This window comes from Acidicapsa ligni (assembly GCF_025685655.1).
GTDB classification, from domain to species: domain Bacteria; phylum Acidobacteriota; class Terriglobia; order Terriglobales; family Acidobacteriaceae; genus Acidicapsa; species Acidicapsa ligni.
The window spans coordinates 317,749-341,252 of record NZ_JAGSYG010000001.1; the positions used below are offsets into that span (position 1 = coordinate 317,749).

At 57.2% G+C, this 23,504-nt stretch carries 17 protein-coding genes; 5 read left to right on the forward strand and 12 right to left on the reverse strand.

Annotation, left to right across the window (positions count from 1 at the left end; translation table 11 throughout):
* Positions 1-25 precede the first annotated feature (25 nt).
* From OHL19_RS01285 to OHL19_RS01340, 12 genes are all read right to left on the reverse strand, one after another.
* Positions 26-772, reverse strand: a complete 747-nt coding sequence (locus OHL19_RS01285; protein ID WP_263355768.1) for a cytochrome c oxidase subunit 3 — start codon at positions 770-772, stop codon at positions 26-28.
* Positions 762-2,423: a cytochrome c oxidase subunit I gene (gene ctaD / locus OHL19_RS01290; protein WP_263355769.1), complete on the reverse strand. Its 1,662-nt coding sequence runs from the start codon at positions 2,421-2,423 to the stop codon at positions 762-764. The genes OHL19_RS01285 and ctaD overlap by 11 nt, the downstream gene beginning before the upstream one ends.
* Entirely contained in the window at positions 2,420-3,481 is a 1,062-nt protein-coding gene (gene coxB / locus OHL19_RS01295) for a cytochrome c oxidase subunit II (RefSeq protein ID WP_263355770.1), read from the reverse strand. Before coxB ends, ctaD begins: the two co-directional genes overlap by 4 nt.
* 28 nt (positions 3,482-3,509) lie before the next feature.
* Complete coding sequence (locus OHL19_RS01300; RefSeq protein WP_263355771.1) at positions 3,510-4,421, reverse strand: SCO family protein; 912 nt, start codon at positions 4,419-4,421, stop codon at positions 3,510-3,512.
* Between the two features lie 80 nt (positions 4,422-4,501).
* Positions 4,502-5,113 (reverse strand): hypothetical protein, encoded by a 612-nt coding sequence (locus OHL19_RS01305; protein WP_263355772.1) that lies wholly within the window; start codon positions 5,111-5,113, stop codon positions 4,502-4,504.
* Complete coding sequence (locus OHL19_RS01310) at positions 5,100-6,374, reverse strand: hypothetical protein (RefSeq protein WP_263355773.1); 1,275 nt, start codon at positions 6,372-6,374, stop codon at positions 5,100-5,102. Before OHL19_RS01310 ends, OHL19_RS01305 begins: the two co-directional genes overlap by 14 nt.
* 19 nt (positions 6,375-6,393) lie before the next feature.
* Positions 6,394-7,242: a c-type cytochrome gene (locus tag OHL19_RS01315; RefSeq protein ID WP_263355774.1), complete on the reverse strand. Its 849-nt coding sequence runs from the start codon at positions 7,240-7,242 to the stop codon at positions 6,394-6,396.
* On the reverse strand, positions 7,242-7,787 hold the full coding sequence (locus OHL19_RS01320) for a DUF3341 domain-containing protein (protein ID WP_263355775.1): 546 nt from the start codon (positions 7,785-7,787) through the stop codon (positions 7,242-7,244). The genes OHL19_RS01315 and OHL19_RS01320 overlap by 1 nt, the downstream gene beginning before the upstream one ends.
* Positions 7,787-9,214, reverse strand: coding sequence for an NrfD/PsrC family molybdoenzyme membrane anchor subunit (nrfD, locus tag OHL19_RS01325; protein WP_263355776.1), 1,428 nt, complete (start codon positions 9,212-9,214; stop codon positions 7,787-7,789). The genes OHL19_RS01320 and nrfD overlap by 1 nt, the downstream gene beginning before the upstream one ends.
* Positions 9,215-9,229: 15 nt before the next feature.
* Positions 9,230-12,337, reverse strand: coding sequence for a TAT-variant-translocated molybdopterin oxidoreductase (locus OHL19_RS01330; RefSeq protein WP_263355777.1), 3,108 nt, complete (start codon positions 12,335-12,337; stop codon positions 9,230-9,232).
* Positions 12,334-13,230, reverse strand: coding sequence for a cytochrome c3 family protein (locus OHL19_RS01335; protein WP_263355778.1), 897 nt, complete (start codon positions 13,228-13,230; stop codon positions 12,334-12,336). The genes OHL19_RS01330 and OHL19_RS01335 overlap by 4 nt, the downstream gene beginning before the upstream one ends.
* A 518-nt stretch (positions 13,231-13,748) precedes the next feature.
* Positions 13,749-15,221 (reverse strand): aldehyde dehydrogenase family protein, encoded by a 1,473-nt coding sequence (locus tag OHL19_RS01340; RefSeq protein WP_263355779.1) that lies wholly within the window; start codon positions 15,219-15,221, stop codon positions 13,749-13,751.
* Between the two features lie 286 nt (positions 15,222-15,507).
* Here OHL19_RS01340 and OHL19_RS01345 point away from each other — a divergent pair, with 286 nt between their 5' ends.
* The 5 genes from OHL19_RS01345 to OHL19_RS01365 all read left to right on the forward strand — a co-directional run bounded on the left by OHL19_RS01345 (position 15,508) and on the right by OHL19_RS01365 (position 23,453).
* Positions 15,508-16,740: a TIGR03118 family protein gene (locus tag OHL19_RS01345; protein ID WP_263355780.1), complete on the forward strand. Its 1,233-nt coding sequence runs from the start codon at positions 15,508-15,510 to the stop codon at positions 16,738-16,740.
* Positions 16,741-16,868: 128 nt separating this feature from the next.
* Entirely contained in the window at positions 16,869-17,834 is a 966-nt protein-coding gene (locus tag OHL19_RS01350) for a carbohydrate kinase family protein (RefSeq protein ID WP_263355781.1), read from the forward strand.
* 165 nt (positions 17,835-17,999) lie between these two features.
* Positions 18,000-18,308 carry a PadR family transcriptional regulator gene (locus tag OHL19_RS01355; protein ID WP_263356790.1) on the forward strand — a complete coding sequence of 103 codons (309 nt, stop codon included), beginning with the start codon at positions 18,000-18,002 and terminating at the stop codon, positions 18,306-18,308.
* A 47-nt stretch (positions 18,309-18,355) separates the two neighbouring features.
* Positions 18,356-21,100, forward strand: a complete 2,745-nt coding sequence (locus OHL19_RS01360) for an ABC transporter permease (RefSeq protein WP_263355782.1) — start codon at positions 18,356-18,358, stop codon at positions 21,098-21,100.
* Between the two features lie 199 nt (positions 21,101-21,299).
* On the forward strand, positions 21,300-23,453 hold the full coding sequence (locus tag OHL19_RS01365; protein ID WP_263355783.1) for a tetratricopeptide repeat protein: 2,154 nt from the start codon (positions 21,300-21,302) through the stop codon (positions 23,451-23,453).
* Positions 23,454-23,504: the final 51 nt, after the last annotated feature.

Consider the following 23,504-nt stretch of genomic DNA (forward strand, 5'->3'; position numbering starts at 1 on the left):
GTTCTTGCCGGAATTGCCTATCCAGCTACTGATGTCGGCTGATGAGATAAAGCAGAGGAAACAGGAAAATCCATACAATGTCGACGAAATGCCAATATAACCCAAAGTTCTCGACATAGGCGATATTCCCATCCATGTACCCGCCGCGAGTCGCCTTCCACAGCATTCCGCAAAGCAACGCAATTCCGATGATCATGTGAACCGCGTGCATGCCAGTCATAGCGAAGTAGAGCGAGAAGTAAACTTCCGTCTTCGCAGCCATATCCGGAGCCAGCGGCTTTTCGCCGCCCTTCAAAGCCTCCTGATCGGGATGAACAAATCCCTGTGCGTTGAAGGTGTGACCTGGAATGTGATGCTTGACATACTTTTCGTGGTACTCGTCCGCCTTGATCCCCAAAAAGCCCAGACCCAGGATAAGAGTCAGAACCAGGGAGATGATCAAACCCTGCCGGCGCTTGGTTTCCGCACACCAGACACCCATCGCCATCGTGAAGCTCGACGTAATCAGCACCAGCGTATTGAGACTGCCTTCGAAAATATTCAGCGTATGCGAAGCCGCTACGAACGCCGGGTAGTACCAGTTCCTGTAGATCAGATAGGCGGTAAACAAGCCGCCAAAGAACATGATTTCCGTCAGCAGAAATAGCCACATGCCAAAGCTGGCTGTTTCCTGCTGCTGCTCCAGTGACACAAAATGATGGCGCAGATATGCCGGGTGCTCACCATGATCGTGTCCTGACTCTGCTGTCGCGATCGCGTGACTATCCGACATGCGTCACCTCATGCTCTTTCTGGCGTTCCAGCCATTCATAGTCATATACGTCCTGCGTAACAATCGGAATCGTCGTAAAATTCTCGGTCAATGGTGGCGATTGGATCTGCCACTCAAGTCCCGTAGCCTGCCACGGATTGTTGCCCGCCACTTTGCCGTACTTGAGCGACCACACCAGGTAGATCATCGGCAGTAGATATCCCACGCCGAGAATCGTTGCACCCGCGGTCGAGAATACATTCAGCACCTGGAACTCAGGGGGATAGGCAGCATACCGTCGCGGCATGCCCAACATTCCCAGAAGAAACTGCGGGAAGAAGGTCAGGTTGAATCCGATGAAGGTCACAACAGCCGCGAGCTGCGAAATCTTCTCCGGATACATACGACCTGTCATCTTCGGCCACCAGAAATGGATACCCGACAGGAAGGCCATCAACATGCCGCCCACCATTACGAAGTGGAAGTGCGCCACGATGAAGTAGGTTTCCGTCAGATGGATGTCGGTACCGGCCGATCCGAGAAACACGCCAGTCAACCCGCCAATCGTGAACAACCCCATGAAGCCGAAGGCATACAACATCGGTGTCTCGAATGTAATCGAGCCCTTGTACAAAGTGAATGCCCAGTTGAAGATCTTGATTGCCGAGGGTACCGCAACCAGCATGGTCAGCAAGCTGAACACCAGTACGGCGTAGTTCGACACGCCCATGATGAACATGTGATGTGCCCAGACGAAGAAGCCGAATACCGCGATAGCCATCGAAGAAAATGCGACAGCGGTATAACCGAAAATCCGCTTGCGGCTAAAGGTGGAGATGACCTCAGAGATGACTCCAAATCCCGGCAGAATCATGATGTACACCGCAGGATGGGAGTAGAACCAGAACAAATGCTGGAAGAGAATCGGATCGCCGCCCTTGGTCGGATCAAAGACGCCAATGCCGACCGTCCGCTCCAATACCACCAGTACCAGGGTGATTGCCAGAACCGGCGTTCCCAACACCATCAGTACGGAGGCTGCATAGTTCGCCCAGACAAAGAGCGGCAGCTTGAACCACGTCATACCCGGCGCACGCATTCGGTGAACCGTCACGATAAAGTTGAGTCCGGTAAAGATTGAACTGAACCCGGCAATAAAGATCGCCAGGCCCGTCGTGACCACATTCGTATTTGAGAAGTGGGTCGACATCGGAGTCGTAAACGTCCAACCCGTATCGACGCCGCCCGTGATCATGGCCGCGAGGGTCATCGTGCCGCCAGCCAGATAGAGATACCAGCTAAGCAGATTGATCTTCGGGAAAGCCAGATCCTTTGCGCCGATCATGATCGGGATCAGGAAGTTTCCAAGCGTGGCAGGTACCGAAGGCACGAGGAACAGGAAGATCATAACCACGCCATGCATGGTGAAGATCTTGTTGTAGGTGTCCGAGGCCATCAGGTCCGACTGCGGAGTCAGCAGCTCCATACGAATCAAGCCTGCCAGCGCGCCACCGATGAAGAAGAAAAACGTGATCGAAATCAGATACAGGATCGCGATCCGCTTATGGTCGCCCGTCAGCAGCCAGCTAAGAAGCCCATTTTCATTCGTCAGATAATTGCGCTTTGGTACCCGCGCCGTTGACTGGTCGGGAAGACTTACGATTGTGCTCATGGCTTTGCTACCCCCTGCGCGCCGGCTGCCTTCTTGTCGGGAGATTCAGGCAGTAACGCACTCGTGTTCAACGTCTGCTGAACGCGGTAATTCGAGCTCAGGTTTTTGATGTATTCCACCAGAGAAATCAGCCCTTCTTCACTGATCTGCCCCTGGTATGTCGGCATGATCGGCGCATAGCCTTCGGTAATGTGCGCGGATGGATTCAGAATCGCCTGACGCAGGTACGCTTCATCCACCAGCACGGGCTGCCCCGTGGTCAGATTCAGTTTCGATCCGTAAACATCGGCCAGACTTGGACCGCGCGAGTTGGGCTGTCCATTGTGGCAGGCATTGCAGCTCAGGCTCGCGAAAAGACGCTCACCGTTCTGTGCCAGAGAAACACCACTGGTGGACCCAGCCAGCCACTTCTTGTAATCCTCGGGGCTCTGCACGACAACTTCGCCAATCATCGCCGAGTGGGCTGTTCCGCAATACTGCGTGCAAAACAGGTGATAGGTTCCCACGGCCGTCGCTTCAAACCAGACCGTCGTATACCGGCCAGGAATCGCCTCGCGCTTGACCCGGAATGCCGGGATCGAAAAGCTATGAAAAACATCCTGCGAGATCATCGTCAGTTGGACCGGCTGGTTGATCGGCACATGCAGGCTGTTGATTTCATGCTGGCCGCCCGGATGCTCCGCTTTCCACATCCACTGCTTGCCCACCACGTAGATGTTCATTGCGTTTGGCGGAGGCGTGTAGATGCGGAAGTACAGAACAGATCCCCACACGAACATCACCAGGAACAAGCCCAACGGAATGATGGTCCATGTGGCCTCCAGCAGTGTCGAGCCCTCGATCTGCGTAGCCACCGGATTGCGATCGCGGCGATACAGGATCGAGAAGGCGGTCATCAGCAAGGCCACCAATGTAAGGCCGACCAGGCTAACCAGGGTCATAAAGACAAGCAGCGCATCGACCTGCGGCGCAATACGCGACGCTTCAGGCGGAATTACCGCGAAGTTGGTCAGCCACTTAATTAAGAACTGCCAGATTACTGGACTGAGATGATCCATTCCGTTATCCGTTCACCCTTGTTATCCGTTATTCGTTCGCCTGTTTCCCGGGTACATGGGACTTCAATTCTTTGGCCTGGTGTGCATCCTTGCGGAACATCACCAGCATGAAGCCACCAAGGCCGAGCACCATCACTAAGCCACCCATCTGCATCACGCGCGCAACAATCAGACTGTGCGTGTTGGTCGCAGGATCGTAGTGGTAGCAATACGTCAAAATGTTTGCGACCGGCGAACCGATCTTGTTGGACGAAGACTCAACGAGTCCAAGAAGCAGATCCTTGGGTGAATACTCCACCCCCATGTAGTACTGCGCCAGCTTGCCCGTCGGTGTAACAATCTGGATCGAACTGGCATGCGCGAACTGATTGAGCTTGCCGTCCGGCCCGGGAATCTTCACGTACCCAAATCCAACAGCCTTCGTCAACGCGTCGATGGCGGGCTGCTTCCCCGTGAGAAAATGCCAGCCATCCGCCGTCTCCGGTTTGCCGTAACGCTTGATGTAGCTGCTCTTTTTAGCAATCGCCAGGTCCGGCCCTTCAGTCGGATCGATGCTCACCACAACCACATCAAAATCTTTTCCCGGCGTCAGATGTACCATGCGCAATGCCGCCGTCAAACCATTCAATTCCTCAGAGCAGAGCATCGGGCACTGGTAATACACCAGAGCCAGAATCGCCGGGTGCTTGCCGAAGTAGCTGCCAAGCTGCACCGCTTTGCCCGTCTCATCCACAAAGTTCAGACCCAGGGGCAGCTGTTCGTTCAACCGCTGCTGGATGCCAACCTTCTGCAGAATGGTCGGTTGATCGTTTTCCGGACCAACCTGCTTGTCTCCAACCGAAGACACCTGCGCCGATAGAAGAGTGGCTCCCGCACACAGCAAGACGCACAGCCCGGCAGCAATACCCGCTGCCCGAGCCTTCCATCGAATTGTGCGCATTGCCTTCATATCCTGCATCTATCCCAATCTGGCTCAACCAGTGTTGAAGATTGCCTTAAACGCCTATTCCTACTCAACGCCTACTCCTGCGCTTTGATGGCCTCTGCCTTGGCAATCTGATCCTGTTCGTATCCCGTCCTTGCAAAACCGCTCGTGAGAGGCGCCTTGACCACCGGTGCGGCAGCATCTGCCAGCGGCTTTTCTATAACGGCCTCATTCTCAGGAGCCTGCGGCAAACCACGCTCCGCGATCAACTCCATCGCCCGATCGATCGGAATTCGCACCGTGCCTTTGGATTGATCCACATAGCTGTAATTGTTCAGCAGAAGATCTTCCTTGGCGTGCATGTCGGTGATTTCCTGGTAGCCGTCATCATTCTGCAGACGTGGTGTCGGGAAGCGATTTGTCAGCTGCGAAAACTGCTGCTGCAGCTCCGGACTCGTCGCCAGGTTTCCCAACTTCCGTACATCGACCGGATGATTCCACTTGGTTACCGGGCCATCCGCCTTCGCAAGCTGGGAGTTGATCACCTTACCGATACCTACGCAGAGCACTGCCGTCACCACGACAAAGATACCGAGCGCCGTCAGAAAGACGATGATGCCCGAAACCTTGACGTCTGTTCCTTCATATCCGAGCGAACTATCGACCTTCGCTCCCTGCCTTGAATCCCACGGCTCATGCGTGTGCATGTTCAGGCTCCAGAATCTCCGCCAGATGCGGATCGTTCGTCTGCACCAGCGGACGTGATTTCAGATTTGTGCAGTAGTACGCCACCCAGAGCGAAACCATCGCCACCGGCACTGCGACATATTCAAGAATTCCCCAACTGAAGTGCAAATTCTTGGCTGCATCCTTGAAGTTCGGCTCAATCAGCCAGAAGAGATCGAATGCCTTGGCAAAGATCATCCACTGCGCCACGCGAACCAGTCGTTTCTTGTTCTTCTTCAGATCCTTGGAAAGAAGCAGCGAGAACGGAATCAGCCAGTGGAACATGAAGTCCAGCGTGAGAATGATTCCCCAGTGACCCAGAATCCGATTCTGATACCAGACAATTTCTTCCGGCAGATTGCCCGACCAGATGATCAGGAACTGCGAAAACGCCAGGTAGATATTGAGCATGACAAAGGCAAACATGAACTTGCCCATATCGTACTGCTCCGTTTGCCGCAGGATTGTCTTGAACGGCTCGGCCTTCGACAACGAGATCGCGGTAATGATGGCCAATGCCAGCACCATGTAGCCCTGCCCGACCAGGAAGAGCAATCCATAGATCGACGAGTACCAGGTCACATCCAGCGACATCACCCAGTAAATGACGGCAGCCGTCATGGTCAGCGAGTACACGAGAATGCCAGGTCCGCTGATGTTTTCAAACTTCTTGATCCAGTACGGTGTGTTCACCGGCGAATCCTGCTCGCGCTTGAGGCTGAGCACGTTCAGCCGCCACACGTACAGGCCCCAGATGGCAAAGCAAACCAGACCCGTCACCCAGAATGCCGTAGCGTTCAGCATGGGATGCTTCCAGTCGATAGCGTGAGCCTCTTCCTCGTTAATCAGGCCCTGCTTGAGCGCAGCCGCTCCGTCGCTGAACTGAGCCCAGAGATAGAGTTTCTTCATCACCAGCCCGAGACCAAGCCAATAGACGAAGACCAGCGGAAGAGTGCGGCTCATCGCTTCCAATGGCCGTCGCAGGAGCAGACCCCATTTGCCGCCGGTGACATACTGCACCATGAGCAAAGTCAAGCCGCCGCAGGCGAAGCCGAACGTCATCATCAGCCCCAGCAGCCATGCACGATAAACATGCTCAACCGAGCCGTCGAGGAATGCCAGAACAACGGCTACCACCGTGAACAAAACCGTGACCATGAGAGCACGAGCTCGCCATGCGTTGACAAACGCCGGGGCCCCAAGATCGGAGGGAAGTACTTTTGCGTGAGGAGCGTGTGCCATGCGGTTTCTTCCTGGCTCCTTAATTCCCCGCCGTGGGCGCTATCGGCGCTTCAGACGGTTTACTGGTCGTTGATTTGCCCGCGGCCGGAGCCGAATGCGGAACAGAGATCTTGGGATCTAACGGATAAGCCGGACCCATTCCCGGCGTCCCCTGCGAACCATCCGCCGGATATGCCTGTATGGCAGTTGTCGGCAACTCCCATGGTCCTGCGAAGCCCTCGGGCAGCCCTTTTGCAGCCGCAATATCTTTCAGATTTTCAACCTTCGCGCCAGTCGGAAGATCCTTCTCCGTGGCATTCTGGCTCAGTTGCAGAGCGCGAATGTACGCCGCTACTGCCCAGCGATCTTCCGGAGCTATCTGGGAAGAATAGTCCGGCATGGCGCCATATCCATGTGTCATCACATAGAAATAGTGGCTAAGCGGTTGCGCACGCCTTGCCTGATCATTGAGATTGCCCGCTGGCTTATATCCACGCTGAACAATGGCACCCAACCCGTTGCCCACGCGCGAATGGCAGGGAGTGCAGTAAACATTAAAGCGCTCTTCGCCCTTCTTCAAAACGGTCATCGTTACAGGAAAGGGCAACTGATCCCGCTCTTCGCGATATCCATTGGCTCCCTGAACTGTGCCGGTGTAGAAGTAGCTATCTTCCCGTAGCTGACCACGCGCCACAGTGTTCTCAACCTGGGGCCGCGCCGAGCGGTGATCCGCGAAAAATTCTGTTCCCCGCTGGGGTACAAATTTTGGCTGGTTATGCATGTCCTGCCGGCAGCCGACGGCAAATAGCGTTCCTGCAGTTGCCAGGGCAAGCAGGACGACTCTACCGGTTCGGGGTCCAGCGGCAATGTTGGTGAAGACTTTACGCATTAGTACTCCACCTCCACCACGGATGTCGGAGCAAAGCTCTCGAGATACGCGCGCGTTTCAGCCACATCGAATTTAGGATCCAGCGCTTCCAGGCACAGAAAAAACTTGTCCTGGGTCGCGCCATCGCGAAAGTTAGGAGCATTGAAGAGCGGATGGTACAGGCTCGGCAAACCATTCATCGCCAGCATGCCAAAAGCCGCGGAAAGCCCTGCAAAAAGGATCGTCCATTCGTACGCAGGAATAATGAATGCCGGCCAGGAATACGTGGGCCGTCCACCAATATTCAATGGATATGCAAGCGTCGAAATCCACGTCTCCAGCGAAAACATCGCGCACAACCCCATCAGCCCGCCCGTCAGGGTAACCAGCGGAACCTTGTTCTTATGAAAGCCGATCGCTTCCGCCGCTTCTTCCACCGGATAGGGCGTATAGCAATCCATACGACGCCAGCCATCCTTGTAAGCGGCTTGCGCAGCCCTCACCAAGTCTGAGGGCGTATCGAATTCGGCCACAATGCCGTAAATTCCTTCCACTGCAACAGGCATCAGTCACCACCCGCATCTACGATCGGCTCAGCCTTGGGAGTGATCTTGGCCGATGGCAGCATCATCTTGATTTCGTTCATAGGAATCATGGGCAGGAAGCGCACGAACAACAGGAACAGCGCAGTAAACAAGCCCAGGGTGCCCACATAGGTTGCATAATCCCACTTCGTCGCGCGATACGTACCCCACGAAGAGGGAAGAAAGTCGCGGTAGAGGCTGGTTACAACAATCACGAAGCGCTCAAACCACATGCCCGTATTAACTACCAGCGAGATCAGAAACATGAACGTAATATTCGTCCGCAGTTTCCTGCTCCACAGTGTCGTCAGCGGAATCGCGATATTGCAGGCGATCAGGATGCCGTACGACCAGCCCATCGGGCCGAACATACGATTCCACATCATGAAGAACTCCCAGTGCGAGGCCGAGTACCAGGCCATGAAGACTTCCATGCCATACCCGTAAGCCACAATCAGACCGGTACCCAACATGACTTTGCCCATGTTGTCGATGTGGCGATCGGTAACCAGCCCTTCCAGGTGATACGCCTTGCGCAGCGGAATCGCCAGTGTCAACACCATCGCAAAACCCGAATAGATCGCGCCGGCCACGAAGTACGGGGGGAAGATCGTCGTATGCCAGCCCGGCAGTACTGCCACCGCGAAGTCGAAGCTGATGACCGTGTGCACCGAAAGCACCAGTGGCGTTGCCAGACCCGCCAGTAGGAGCGATGCCGTTTCATACCGCATCCAGTGACGGACCGAACCGCGCCAACCGAGTGAGACCAGGCCGTAAGCGAACTGCGCAAACTTGGACTGCGACCGGTCGCGCATGGTTCCAAAATCAGGAATCAGGCCGACATACCAGAAGACCACCGAGATGGTCGCGTACGTCGATACCGCGAAGACGTCCCACAACAACGGCGACCGGAACTGCGGCCACACGTTCATCGTATTAGGCAGCGGGAAGAGCCAATATCCCAACCACGGACGGCCTACGTGAATCAGCGGGAACATACCGGCGCAGACCACGGCGAAAATCGTCATCGCCTCGGCAAACCGGTTGATCGAGTTACGCCAGCCCTGCTTGAACAACAGCAGAATCGCCGAGATCAGCGTTCCGGCATGGCCGATACCGATCCACCAGACAAAGTTGATGATCGCGAAGCCCCATGCCACTGGCTGCGTGATCGCCCAGATTCCGGTGCCCTTGAGGAACAACCAGGTCACCGCCACCAGCACCAGTGTCGCAACCGCTCCGCCCAGCGAGAAGATCGCGAACCAGCCCAGAGAAGTCTTGGGCGTCAACACAATGCCCGAAATCTTCTCGGTCACCGACTTGAAATCTTGACCCGGCGCTAGTACCCGAAACTCTCCGGTCTCGGGGTCCAGCCTCGGATCTTCTGTTTTGAAGTCTTTCGTTGCCATCGCCAGTAGCGCCTCTTAGCCCTTCGCCGGGGCGTGCTCTTCAGGCGCCTCGGCTAGTTCGGGGTTCGGATTCAGGACCGCGGCCATATACCTCGTCCGCGGGCGGGTGTTGAGATCGGCCAGCACTGAGTAGCTCCGCTCATCGTCGTGCAGCTTGGCTATCTTGCTGGATTTGTCATTGATATTTCCAAAAGTGATCGCGCTCGCCGGGCATGCCTGCTGGCAGGCCGTCACGATTTCACCATCGAGTACTGCGCGATTTTCCTTGTCGGCGTTGATCTTCGCTTCCGAGATGCGCTGCACACAGTAGCTGCACTTCTCCATCACGCCGCGAGAACGAACCGATACATCCGGATTGCGCATCAACTTCAGGCTTTCCGTCTCGTAATCCGAGAACAGCAGGAAGTTGAAGCGGCGCACCTTATAGGGGCAGTTATTGGAGCAGTAACGAGTGCCCACGCAGCGGTTATAGACCATCGTATTGAGGCCTTCCGGCGTATGCACCGTCGCGCCTACCGGGCAAACCTGCTCGCACGGAGCGTTCTCGCAATGCTGGCAGGCCATGGGCTGGAAGTGCGCCCTCGGTGCCGCGAGATCTCCCTCGAAGTACGTATCGATGCGAAGCCACTGCATGTTGCGGCCAATCCGCACCTGCTGCTTGCCTACCACCGCGATATTGTTCTCCGCGTAGCAACTCACAATGCAGGCATTGCAGCCCACGCAGCTATTCAGATCGATCGACATGCCCCAGGCATTGTCTTTGTACTCCCAGTTAGGAAACAGCGTAACGTCGCGCTGGTCCTTGGGATGATTTTCGCCCTCATTCGCAAAGCCCGGGTTCGCCTTGAACTCATCCCAGGTCGCCGAACGAATAATGCCGCGCGTCTCAGCCTCGTTGGTTTCGAGCGAGTAGTTACCGTTCCCCTCGCCACCGGCCAACTTGCCGCGATGATCCTGATAGTGGCTCTTTGTAACCGCAAAACCCCACTTGCCATCGACCTTCTTGAGGCTCGCTCCAGCAGCAACCAGCGGGGCACTGGAGTTCCGAATCAGGAAGGCATTGAAGCCCTGACCCGATCCCACGCGTCCAGCCGCTTCCCTGCCGTAGCCGAGATAAAGGCTGACGGAATTATCCGGATGCCCCGGCACAACCAGCACGGGAGTTCGAACCGCCCGCCCGCCGAGATTGATTTCCAGGATGTCGCCTTCTTCAACATCCAAGCGGGTCAACGTGGCACCCGACATAAGTGCTGCGTTATCCCAACTCAGGTTCGTTACCGGCTTCGGCAACTCCTGCAACCAGCCGACATTGGAGTAGCGGCCATCGAAGATTGTCGGATCGGCCCGGAAGATAATCTCAATCGAATCCTTCGACGATGGTGCAGGAGCCGTCAGCTTCGCAACCGAAGCAGAGGCAGCCTTGTCGAAAGCAGTGCCGTCAATCCAGCCCGAATGCAGTACCTTACGCCAGCCCAGTTCAAATTCACCCGACTTTGAAATGACCGGCTTCCAAGTCTCGCGCACCGCTTCATACGCAGAGAACTGCGGATCATCGAGCATGCCCTGGAATATCTGGTGGGCTGAATGTCCGTTGTAAAGCGGCTCGATCAGCGGCTGAATCACCGAAACCGTGCCATCATAGGCGCGAACATCGCTCCACGTCTCCAGATAATGAGCCGCGGGCAAATGCCAGATCGTTTCTGCACCCGTCTCGTCAATATGCGAGCCAAGATGCACGCTGGTTTTCACATTGCCCAACGCCGCTTTGAAATTCAGATCGACAGGCGAGGAGTACACCGGGTTCGAATCCAGAATGATCAGCCAGTCGACCTTGCCGCCATTCATATCGGCGACCAGGCTCTTCAGCCCATCGTTCTGTGCACTCGGCAGCGGCTGCACGGAGTCGGTAAAGAAGACCGTCTTACCCGTATTGCCAAGCGTCTCGTTGATCGCCAGCGCCAAAGCCAACACGGAAGGATCCTGCTGCTCCCCGGCAATCACAACGCTCCTGCCTGCGTGAGCCTTCAGATCCTTGGCCAGCGCAGCCAGATACTTTGCCTGCTCTGCGGTCCAGCTATACGACGGAGCAGAAGTCGCAACGCCCACTGCGCTTGCAAGCGCTGCGGCAAATGCAGGAATCTCGCTCGCCCGCAGGCCCAGCCGATGCTCCGCCTTCATGCCGGTCGTCGTCGTGGTGCTCTCGACCGAGTAGAGGCGATTCAGATCTTTGCCCGTCAGCTTCCGGCGCTGCACAAATTCGCGCGTGAGCTTGTGGAAACCAGGAAAACTTGCTCCCGACAAAAAGTCCGCATCCAGTGTGACAACTACATCCGCATCATCCAGCGAGTACTGCACATCCTTCTCGCCCAGCACCGCATGAACGGAGTCGCGATTGATCGGATCGTACTGAATCAGCCTGGCCTTGGGATAAGCGGCTTGCGCCTCTTTCCACTGCCGCGCCAGCGTAGGCGAGGTAATCGTGGAGGACAGGAAGTAGATCCCATCGCCGCCGTTAGCTTTGCCCGCTGCCAGCCGCTCACGATAGACCGTAAGAAAATCGACCCACTCAGCATTTGCGCCGCGTAACGTCGCATGCTGCGAACGATCCGGATCGTACAGGTCGAGCAGTGTTCCCTGCGTGAATGGGTCAGAAGAACCCTGGTTGTAAGGGTGATCTGGATTGCCATCGACCTTGATCGGCCGATACGCATCGCTCTTCACCAGCAGCGGAACTCCGCCTGTCGGAAAGGGGTGCGCAGTAGCAAAATAATTGGCCTTGCCGAGAATCAAATCCTCAGGCTGCTTGACGTAAGGGTAGATCGGCTCGTCGGGCTGCTTTGTGCAGCCGGCCAGCCCAGCCAACGCCATCGAAGCCGACATCAGCTTCAAAAATCCGCGGCGCGAAACAGGATCAACCCACTCCTGCGCCTGGTCTGGAAATTCCTTGGCGACGGCAGCTTCAAACTCCGGCGTTCCTGCAAGCTCATCGATCGAGCGCCAGTACTTCTTGCCTTTCACGCCCTTGAGCTGCGTCCGAACCTGGGCCAGCGTCAGCGGTGAGTCTTGGTTCTGATCCTTGTTCATAGCGACGCCCATTGCGACTTTCTCGAGTTCTGCGCTCATCGGTGGCATACCTCGCAGCTCGCCAGCTCATTCGGCTTACGAATCTTGTAGTGGTCGATCAGGTAGTTGCCAAGTGCTCGCTGACTGGTGAACTTGGTATAGCTCAAAGTTGCCGGCAGCATTGGAGTCATCGCGGTCATCGCAGTCATTGCCCCGCCGACCTGCGCCGAAGTTCCGTGCATTCCGGGCAACTTCAATCCCGGCATGCTCAGAGAAGCAACTTCCGTGTTTTGGCTCGGATCCTTGGTCTGGCAATCGATGCTCTGCGCGGTCGGCTTACCCGTCTTCTCATCGCTCACCGCACACCACACCGGCTTCTCCGTCGACGGACCTTCCCAGGCCATGTTGTACACCTGGCTCACGGGCCGCAGATTCTTCGCCGGATCGCGATGGCAGTTCAAACACCACTCCATCTGGAGCGTGTTCTGCTGGTACATCAGCGGCATCTGGTCCACTCGGCCATGGCAGCTTGCGCAGCCCAGGCCCTTGTTCACGTGAATGGAGTGATTGAAGTAGACGTAATCGGGAAGGTCGTGCACCTTGGTCCAGGCAATCGATTCGCCCGTCGCCCAGCTATGGCGAACCGGCTCGAGCAATGCCGCATTCGTCCAGATCTGAGCATGACAATTCATGCAGGTCTTGGTCGGCGGGATACCCGCGTAGCTCGATTTTTCAACCGAGACGTGACAGTACTGACATTGCAATCCCAGTCCCTGCACATGATGCTTGTGGCTGAACGGCACCGGCTGGTCCGGCCTCTGACCCTGCCGTGTCACCCACGGAGAACGCTGCAACGAATCCAGCGTTACACCGAGTGCGATCACAATCAGACCCGTCAGGACCAGGCTCATTCGCGCCAGCGAGTTCGAGCTGCGGTCAAAAATCTGCGCCATGAATGCTTCCCTGCTTCCGGTTATTCCTTGCGTTCGTTTGCGTCCTCGCCGTGCGAGCGAAGCCACACCGTATTGGCTATTCCGTGTGTTGAAAATTAGGAGCTGTCCAAATGAGGAACCGCACCCGAAAAATCAATATAGCAGTGAAACGTGCCGAAGCACACCGGCGTACATGCCTGAACTTGAAAAAAAATTCTCGCCGGAATTTTCTTAACCAATTGAAAACAAACAAATTTTAAAGCCCGGAAATTCGCCTCACAAGCCTACTACGCCGAACCCATATCTCGTCTCACGCAGTGGGAAACGTTGCCATGGAATCGTTCTCATTAACACGCCAGACATGATTTGCTCTTTGTCCAAAAACCACGCATCCCCCCTAAAAACACTGCCCTAAGATCATTGTCTGAGGCTCGCCGCCCAGGGTCGCTGCCGGAGATAGAAGCAGCTCGAACCGAACAGTCCGGCACAGGGCGAGGGATCAGTTTCGCCGCGCCCTTTTCTGTGCCGTACCCAACGGTCTACATGGCCATGACCAGCATTCGCGGCTCAGTCATTTCTTCAATTGCCCAGCGCACTCCCTCGCGCCCCAATCCGGAGTCCTTCACCCCGCCATAAGGCATCGTGTCCATCCGCCATGTCGGAGTATCCCCAACAATCACCGCGCCCACTTCAAGCTCCCGATAAGCCGTCATGATGCGGCCGGCATCCCGCGTGTAAAGCCCGGCCTGCAGTCCGTATTTCGAACGATTCACCATAGCCAGCGCATCTTCGAAATCATCGTAAGGCTCGATCATCACGACCGGCCCAAAGATTTCTTCATCATGTAACTTCATGCCCGGTTGCGTGCCGGTCAACACGGTAGGCTCCAGCAGCGAATGGGACGCGGCGTTTCTACCTCCGCCCTCAACCAGCTTGGCTCCGCCGGCAATCGCTTCTTTCACCCAGCTTTCGATCCGGTCTGCGTCGGACGGCCGTATTACCGGCCCAATTTCCGTCGCATCATCCACGGGATTTCCGCGCACCATTTTCTGGGCACGATCCACCACCTTCCAGATGAAAGTCTGAAAGATCGACCGCTCCACGTAGACTCGCTGAACAGAAATGCAGTTCTGCCCCGCATAGCCGAATGCGCCTATCGCCGTTCGCATAGCCACCACGTCCAAGCTTTGGTCTTGATCCATATCGGGTCCGCGCCAATCGGAATGAATGATCATCGCCACATTCCCGCCCAGTTCCAGAGCCACCCGCTTCTTGCCGGATTTGGCTTTGAGCGCCCAGCCCACCCTCGCTGAACCGGTAAAGCTCACCATCTTCAGCCGGTCCTCGCGCTCGGCGAGCCACGCGGTATCCTCGTTGCTCAGTGGAAGCACTGCCAACGCCTCCTCGGGCCATCCGGCCTTCAAAATCACTTCCCCAAGCGCCAGTGCGGTGAACGGAGTCTGCGGCGCTGGCTTCAGCACCACGGGGCACCCCGCCGCAATCGCGGGAGCCAGCTTATGCGCCACCAGCATCAGTGGAAAATTGAACGGCGTAATAGCCAGCACCGGACCGACGGGAAACCGTTGCACCAGGCCCCAGCGCCCTTCATTTCCTTCCGTCAGATCCAGCGGAATCGATTCCCCGCCCAGCCGTACTGCTTCTTCAGCCGCGGTTTTAAAGGTCAAAATCGCGCGCTCGACCTCGATCCTCGCTGTACGAACCGGCTTGCCCGCCTCAGCCACAATCAACTGCGCAAACCGCTCCTTCTGCTCGATCAGCGCAGCAGCTATGTCTTCCAGAATCTCCTTGCGCTTCCACCTTGGCAGCGCGCGCGTACGTCGCATTGCTGCTGCTGCATGTGTCACCGCCTGCCGTGCGTCATTGCGTGTAGCGACAGTAACCCGGCCAACCAACCCCTGGTCCCACGGCGATCGAACCTCCATCGCCTCTCCATCCGTCCACTCTTTTCCGCACAAGAGAAATCCAGTAACTCCACCCGGCCGCATCTTCATGGCAATCAAGCTCCTAACTGTCCCGCTCCATCCTAACCGCATGTTGCATAGAGTGAGAAACTCTCCTGCTTTTCGGGCCTCGCAGATGTGACAAAGCTTTGACAACTCCGTGACATCTCAACATCTGGAGAGACATACACTGCGTTAGGAATTGGCCTGCGCCCCCCCGCACGCAGATTCCATATCCAGCCAATAGGCCGATTCAACTACCCTCCGATCCGGATCGGTACTTGTGGCATTAAATAAATTTGCGGGGCCCCACATACTTACTTAGTTGGAGAGTTCGATGAAAGACCTTTCGTACCTCGCAGCAGCAACATTGCTGGCACTGGCAACAGTACCTGCAGCTTTCGCCCAACACTATACCCAAGTGAACCTGGTGGCCAATACTTCCGGAATCGCTCCAATCACCGACCCCAATCTCGTCAACCCCTGGGGACTCTCCCGGACATCCAGCTCTGACTGGTGGGTCTCCGACAACGGAACAGGTCTCAGCACTTTATATAACGGCGTTGGAACCATCAATTCTCTAGTTGTCACCATTCCTAAAGCAGCCCCCAATAGCAAGACTTTTCCAACCGGCACACCAACCGGCACAATCTCCAATGCCAGCACCACAGACTTCCTGCTTGCCCCCGGCAAACCGGCTGATTTCCTCTTCGCCACCATTGACGGCACTATCTCTGCATGGAATCCAACCGTAGGCATTCCCGCCGGTGGAGTAGCTCCTTCCAAACTGGCTACTGTAGTTTTCAAGGCGACGGATGGCTCCAGCTATACGGGCCTCACCTCTGCAAAAATCGACGGCAAAACCTATCTTTACGCCGCTAACTTCACCAAGGGACGCGTTGACGTATTCGACAACGCATTTGCCAAAGTACCGCTCTCGAAAATCAGCGGACATGACAACGATCGCAATCACGATCGTTTTGACGAAAATGAATTCGCCAGCAACAGCAATGAATCGCTCTTCTCCGACGACCGCCTGCCGCGCGATTTTGTCCCTTTCAACGTCCAGGCCATCGGCAACAACATCGTCGTCACCTTTGTGCTTCATCAGGAAGGCAATCCATTTGAAACCGATGGCGAGGGTCTCGGCTACGTCGATATCTTCTCGTCCACCGGCAAGCTCCTGCAGCGGCTTGAGCATGGCCGTTGGCTCAACGCACCCTGGGGCATCGCGCTTGCGCCTCTCGACTTCGGCGCCTTCAGCCATGACCTGCTCATTGGCCAGTTCGCTGGCGGCAACCCGGCCGAGTTCGGCGGCACAATCGCTGTCTATAACCCCGTGACCGGCGACTTCATCGGCGACATCAAGGATGCCTCCGGTAAAACACTCTCCATCCCCGGCCTCTGGGCCATCAGCCCGGCCAACAGCGCCTCCACCAGCAGCTATGACACCTCCGCTGCGCCTGCGTCGGAACTCTACTTCACCGCTGGCCCGGACAACGGCACAGGTGGCCTCTTCGGCTATCTCAAACCCGTAGCCGCGGAACTCACCCAGGGCAATAACCAGTAAATCCGCCACAAACCATGGCAGGAAAGCAAGTCTTCATAACCCGAACGGGCACGATCCATCTTGATTTTGCGATGGGAAGTGCCCGTCCGGCATGGGGATTCATACCCCTGGCGATGTAAAGTAACAAGATGACGCAATCGCTCCAGGTCGACCTTGTCGGCGTCGGTCTTAACGCGACGGACACGGTCATTCCTTTCGATACCTATCCCCAGCGCGGCTCCAAAGTAGAGTTCAGCAGCGTGACCATCCTCCCCGGCGGACAAGTGGCGACCACCGTCGTCGCCTGCCAGAACTGGGGTCTCAAGACCCGTTACGTCGGCAAACTCGGCGATGACAGTGCAGCCACTCTGCACCGCAAAGAGTTTGACCGCCTCGGCGTCGACACACAGCTCATCACCGTGCCGGATTGCTCCAGCCGCCAGTCCCTCATCCTCGTAGACGCGCAGGGCGAACGCACCGTTCTCTGGCGCAAGGATGAGCGCCTCGACATGCCCGCCGCTGAACTCAAGCGCGAATGGATCGTCAACGCCCGCGCCCTGCATGTGGACGGCTACGACACCGCTGCAGCTACTCTCGCCGCCACCTGGGCTCGCGAAGCAGGCATTCCGGTTATCGCCGATCTGGATGAACTTTATCCCGGCGTCGAGCAGCTCATCGAAAAAGTTGACTACCTCATCGTCAGCCGCGATTTTCCGAGCCGCCTCATGCATGAGCCTGATCTTGAAACAGCACTGCGCAGGATGCAGCATCGCTTCGGTTCCGTACTCACCGCTGCAACCCTCGGCCCCGACGGCGCACTCGCCTGGGATGGAAAACAATTCCACTTCAGCCCCGCTTTTCAGGTACCCGTTGTCGATACCACCGGCGCTGGAGATATCTTCCATGCCGGTTTCATCTACGGATTACTGCAAGGCTGGCCTCTGCCTCGACAACTCGACTATGCCGGTGCTGCCGCAGCCCTGAACTGTATGTCCGTAGGTGCCCGAGGCGGCATTCAGAAGCCTGAAGCTATTGAAAAATTGATGGCTACCGGCTCCCGCTATCCCGCACCGACCTACATATCCAGCTACCAGTCGAGTTACGCAGCGAGTTAGCAACAGACCACAGGCAGACCAGGCAGCAAGCTGGCATTCATAAAATATTTTCTTTCCTCTTGACAATCAAGTGGAGCACGGTGTCTCCTCTTGTCTATCAAGAGGAACAAATCCGTGCCTGAAAAAATAGACGATTCGAAATCCCAGGATTCGAAATCAAGAGACATGATCCAGGGAACACTGGACATGCTCATCTTGAAAACCCTCGCACTCGAACCCATGCACGGCTACGGCGTCGCTCTGCGCATTGAGCAGATCAGCGACGGCGTCTTCCGGGTCAATCCGGGCTCGCTCCTGCCTGCGCTCAGCCGCATGGAACGCGCCGGGCGCGTCAAGTCCGAGTGGCGCGCCACCGAGAACAACCGCCGAGCCAAGTATTACCTGCTGACTGCGAAAGGCCGCAAAGCCCTCACTGCGGAAACCGAGCAATGGCAGCGCCAGATAGCCGCTATCAGCCGCATCCTTGAAGCCTGAAACCTAAACGCGTGAAACAAACTCCCTGTTACGCGATGGAGACCGCCATGAACGTCCTGCAAAACCTGATCACCGGCTTGAAATCCCTCATCCAGAAGCCGCGCATAGACAGCGAACTCGACGAAGAACTGGACAGCTACATGGCCGCATCGGCTGCCCACAAACAGCACAGCGGAATGAGCCCCGAAGCCGCCACCCGCGCCGCAAAAATCGAGATGGGCAGTCGCAACTCCGTCAAGCATCAGGTGTGGTCCTCGCGCTGGGAATCCTTTGCCGACAACTTCCTTCAAGACGTCCGCCTTGGCGTACGTGGGCTCATTAAGAGCCCCGGTTTCACCAGTGTTGCGTTGCTCTCACTCACACTCGGCATCGGCGCCAACACCGCTATCTTCACCCTGATGAACGCCATCATGCTGCGCCCGCTGCCAGTCCAGAATCCGCAGCAACTCGTTCTCTTCGGGGATGGCAGAGCAGAAGGCAGCACCAATGACTTGCCCGATGGCACCTGGCGACTCTTTTCCTATCCATTCTTCCGCGAATTCAGCAGTAAAACCGATGCTTTCAGCGGTGTCGCCGCAATCAACAGCATGCCATTCGGGCTGTACGCCTCTGTAGCTGGCAACGCGCTCGAACCCGTCAACATTGATCTCGTGTCGGGAAGTTACTTCTCTGTTCTCGGCGTGCCGCCTTTTCTTGGCCGCACCATCTCCACTGCTGACGATCAAGCTCCCGGCGGTGGTCCTGTAGTCGTCGCCAACTACGCATGGTTTCAGCGCAAATTCAACGGCGACCCCGCCGCAGTGGGCAAGCTCATCCGTATCCAATCCCACGACTACACACTCATCGGAGTCGCCCAGCCCGGCTTCTTCGGAACGAACGTTGGAAGATCTCCCGATCTCTGGATTCCCCTATCGATGGAGAAAGAAATCTCGCCCGGCTGGAACGGCATTGGCGATAAGTTTTTTCAATCCCTCGACATCCTCGCCCGCCTCAAGCCCGGAGTCTCCACTCCGCAGGCAAGCGCCAGCACGAACCTGCTCTTCAAGCAGATCCTGCGCAGCGATTACGTCGGCGCCAATCCATCGCAGAAAGAGCTCGCAAGCATTCAACATGCAAACATCGAACTCACTTCCGCAGCAAACGGCCTGTCCGGCCTGCGCCTGACGTTCTCGTTGCCTTTGAAAATCCTGATGACCATCGTCGGATTGGTCCTGCTCATCGCCTGCGCCAACATCGCCAACATGCTGCTTGCACGCGGCGTTACACGCGCTCGCGAAGTTGCCGTTCGCATGGCTCTCGGAGCCTCACGCCGCCGCATCGTTCTCCAGTTGCTTACCGAGAGTTCGTTGATCGCCTTCACGGGCGCGGCTCTCGGAATAACCCTCGCATGGAAGGCCAGCCCAATCCTGCTGCACATGGCCATGCCCGGCCCGGCTCCAGTTCCAGTCAATCTCACTCCCGATTTACCTGTCCTGGCATTCACCCTTGCTCTGACCGTCCTAACCGCGCTTCTCTTCGGCACCCTCCCCGCACTCAAAGCCACTCGCCTGGCACTCACGCCTGCGCTCAAAGAGGGCCGCGGCGGGGGTACAGCCTCCACGCGCAGCATCCTTGCGCAAAGCCTCATCGTCGGCCAGATCGCGCTCTCCGTGCTTCTGTTGGCCTCAGCCGGACTCTTCCTGCGTAGCCTGACCAATCTCACCAGCATCGACACCGGCTTCAACAAGCAGAACGCTCTCCTCTTTTCGCTCGATGCCAGCGCTGCCAATCTCCCCCACGGTTCTCCTGAAGAGATTCGCTCCGTCCAGCTCCAGGAACAGATCGAGTCCCGCGTTCTGGCAATCCCCGGAGTCCAATCCGACAGCTTCTCGCTGTTCACCTTCAACAACGGTAGCTGGACGGAAAACGCCACCTTCCAGGGCATACCCAACACGCCCGAAAACCGCCACGATGTATTCCTGAACAACGTCGGCAATGGATACTTCGCCACCATGGGCTTGACCATCCAGGCAGGCCGCGAATTTTCCTCGCACGACACACAGACCTCGCCTAAGGTCGCTGTCATCAACCAGACCATGGCCCATCTCTTCTTCCCCGATGGCTCAGCAGTCGGTCATCACTTCGTCCTCGGCGACGATCCCGCTGACCCCGAAGAAATCGAGGTGATCGGCATAGTCAAAGACGCCAAATACACCTCCCTCGGTCGATCCGGACAGATGGCTGCCTACTTTCCCTGCACCCAGCGAGTCGGCTTCTATGGCAATTTCACTGTGCGCTACGCTGGCGACCCTGGCCCCATCATTACCGCCGTGCGTCAGATCGTAGCCCAGGCCAATCCCAACATTCTCGTCAGTGGAGTCTCCACCCTCAAAGAGCAGGTCGCCAACTCCATCGCGACCCAATCGCTCATCGCCCAGCTCTCCGCTTTCTTCGGAAGCCTCGCAGTATTTCTCGCCTGCCTCGGGATCTACGGCCTCATGAGCTACTCCGTGGTTCGCCGCACCAACGAAATCGGCATCCGCCGCGCACTCGGCGCACAGACTCGCACCCTGCTTTGGATGATCCTTCGCGAATCTGTAATCCTCCTGGCCTTTGGCCTCGCGCTCGGCATGCCTATAGCCCTGGCTTCCGCGGGAATCCTAACCAAACTCCTCTACCAGCTAAGCCCTACCGACCCTTGGACATTCGCCACCTGCGCCGTAATTGTAGCCGCCATGACATTGCTTGCAGCGTGGCTTCCTGCCCGCCGCGCCACTAAGGTGGACCCAATAGTCGCCCTCCGCTGCGATTGAGCCCCACGCAGCCAAAAATCCTGCTGCAAAATGTACCGCACATTTTGCAGCAGGGATGGGAATATAAATCCTCTCGCCCTAAGCACCCCATTCCATTTCGGCACGCGAAACGCGCCCCGTCCATCTCGGGAAAGAACTCATCGGGAATTCTCGCCATAGCCAGTGATCCGGCACGCACGCCTGCAAACTGGAAAAGCCGATGTCAGCCGCAGCCATCATGCCGCCTCAGAGCCCGCTCGTGAAAGCCCAGGTTCACCACGTCCAAGGAGATCTGCTCAAGGCCGCCGAATCCTATCGCCAGATCCTGACCATCGACTCCCAAAATCAACCCGCCCTACTCGGCCTCAGCCTGATCGCGCGGCAAAGCGGCCAGCTCCAACCCGCACTTCGCCTGGCCCAGGCGGCCCTGATCATCGACCCGGCATCGGCAATTGCCTGGACGCACATCGGCCATACTCTGTTTGCTCTTCGCAGACTATCGCGGGCAGAAGCCGCCTTCCGCCACGCACTGCAACTCAACCCAGCCGACCTCTCTGCCCTGATCGGACTGGCCGAGCTTTTCACCATCACCAAGCGTCCCACCGAAGCCTTGAGCCACTTCCAAAAAGCGCTCAATCAGCGGCCGAACCTGGCTGCCGCCCACTACGGCCTCGGCAACCTCCACGCACTCGCGGAAGACTATTCCACCGCTCTCGCCAGCTTTCAACAATCGTTGACAATTAGCCCGGAGCATCCCGAATCGCATTTCGCCACAGCCTTTGCCCACGCCAAACTTGGCGATCAAACCCGGGCCGTCCATCACTATCGCCGCGCGGTAACTCTTCGGCCATCGTTTGCCTCAGCGTGGGTCAACCTGGGAGTTTCGCTGATAGCCGACGGTAGGCCGGGGCTTGCTGAGCTTTGTTATCGTCAGGCCAGCGCGACGGACCCCAAACTGCTCTCTGCCCACATCAATGCGGGCAACCTCCAGCGCAGCCGCAAGCGCTTCTCCGAAGCCCGCCAGCATTACGAAAAAGCACTAGACCTGCAGCCGGACAATTCTGAAATCCTGATCGCCTTCTGTCATCTCCACATCGAGCAGCTACAGTTCTCCGAAGCCAGACAAATCCTGCACCGCATCCACGCCATCGATCCAAACAATCCCGAAGCCGCCAACTCCAGAGGCATCCTGCTACTCGCCGAAAGTTCCACCCAACCGGCAAGTCAACCGCATTCCTGGATAAAACAGGCCATCACCGCCTTCGAGCAAGCCGAATCGCTCCGCCACAAAACCGCCTCATCCAATCGCGGCAATGCCCTGCTGCGTCTTGGCCGCTGTACCGAGGCGCTCGCAGCCCACGAGTCCGCAACTGCCCGCGATCCCCATCACCCCGGAGCCCGCTACAATCTCGCCCTCACCCAGCTACGCCTGGGCAACTACGCCCACGGCTGGCCCGCCTACGAGAGTCGCTGGAGCTTCCGCGAAGTTCATCCCGCCCCCCGCCGCTTCGCTCAACCACGCTGGCACGGAGAACCGCTTCACGATCTACCCCTCGAATCCCGCCGCGTCCTCATCTACGGCGAGCAAGGCCTCGGCGACACACTGCAGTTCGTTCGCTATATGCCGCTTATCGCTCGACGCGGCGCACGGATCATCCTCGAAGTCCAACCGTCCCTGGCACGCCTGTTAAAGCCGCTCGCAGAGTCGCTTGACGGTCAACTCGTCTCCCACGGCAGTCCATTCCCCGGCTTCGCCCATCACTGCCCACTCATGAGTCTGCCGGCCATCTTCAGGACCACGCTCGAAACCGTTCCAGCCGACATTCCCTACATCCGTGCCGATCCCACGCTCGCCAGCGAACGCGCAGAAAAACTCAGCCTGTCCCCAACAGTTCTCAACGCCCCGGCAGTTCTCAACATTGGATTAGCCTGGGCGGGAAACCCAAATTACCGCGCCGACCAGGAACGCTCCACCCAGCTCACAACATTCCTTTTCTTACTTCGACTGCCAAACATCCGCTGGTTCTCCCTGCAAAAGAACGCTTCAGCACAGATAGCCATCCTGCCCGAAGACTGCTCGCTGGCGGACGCCTCCGCAATGGATGACGACCTGGCCGACACCGCCGCGCTCATTCAGAATCTAGACCTCGTCATCTCCACAGATACCGCGGTAGCCCATCTCACCGGAGCGCTCGGTAAACCCCTCTGGCTCCTGCTGCCGTGGCAATCCGACTGGCGTTGGATGCAGGACCGGCTCGACACTCCCTGGTACCCCACCGCGCGTCTCTTTCGCCAATCCTCACCGAACGACTGGACTGAACTCATCTCCCGCGTGGCAGACGCCCTTACCGCGCTCGTCCCCATCCAACACTGATCCCCGGCACTGGCCCGCAACACTGCCCCCTGTGATAAAACTGGACTCGTC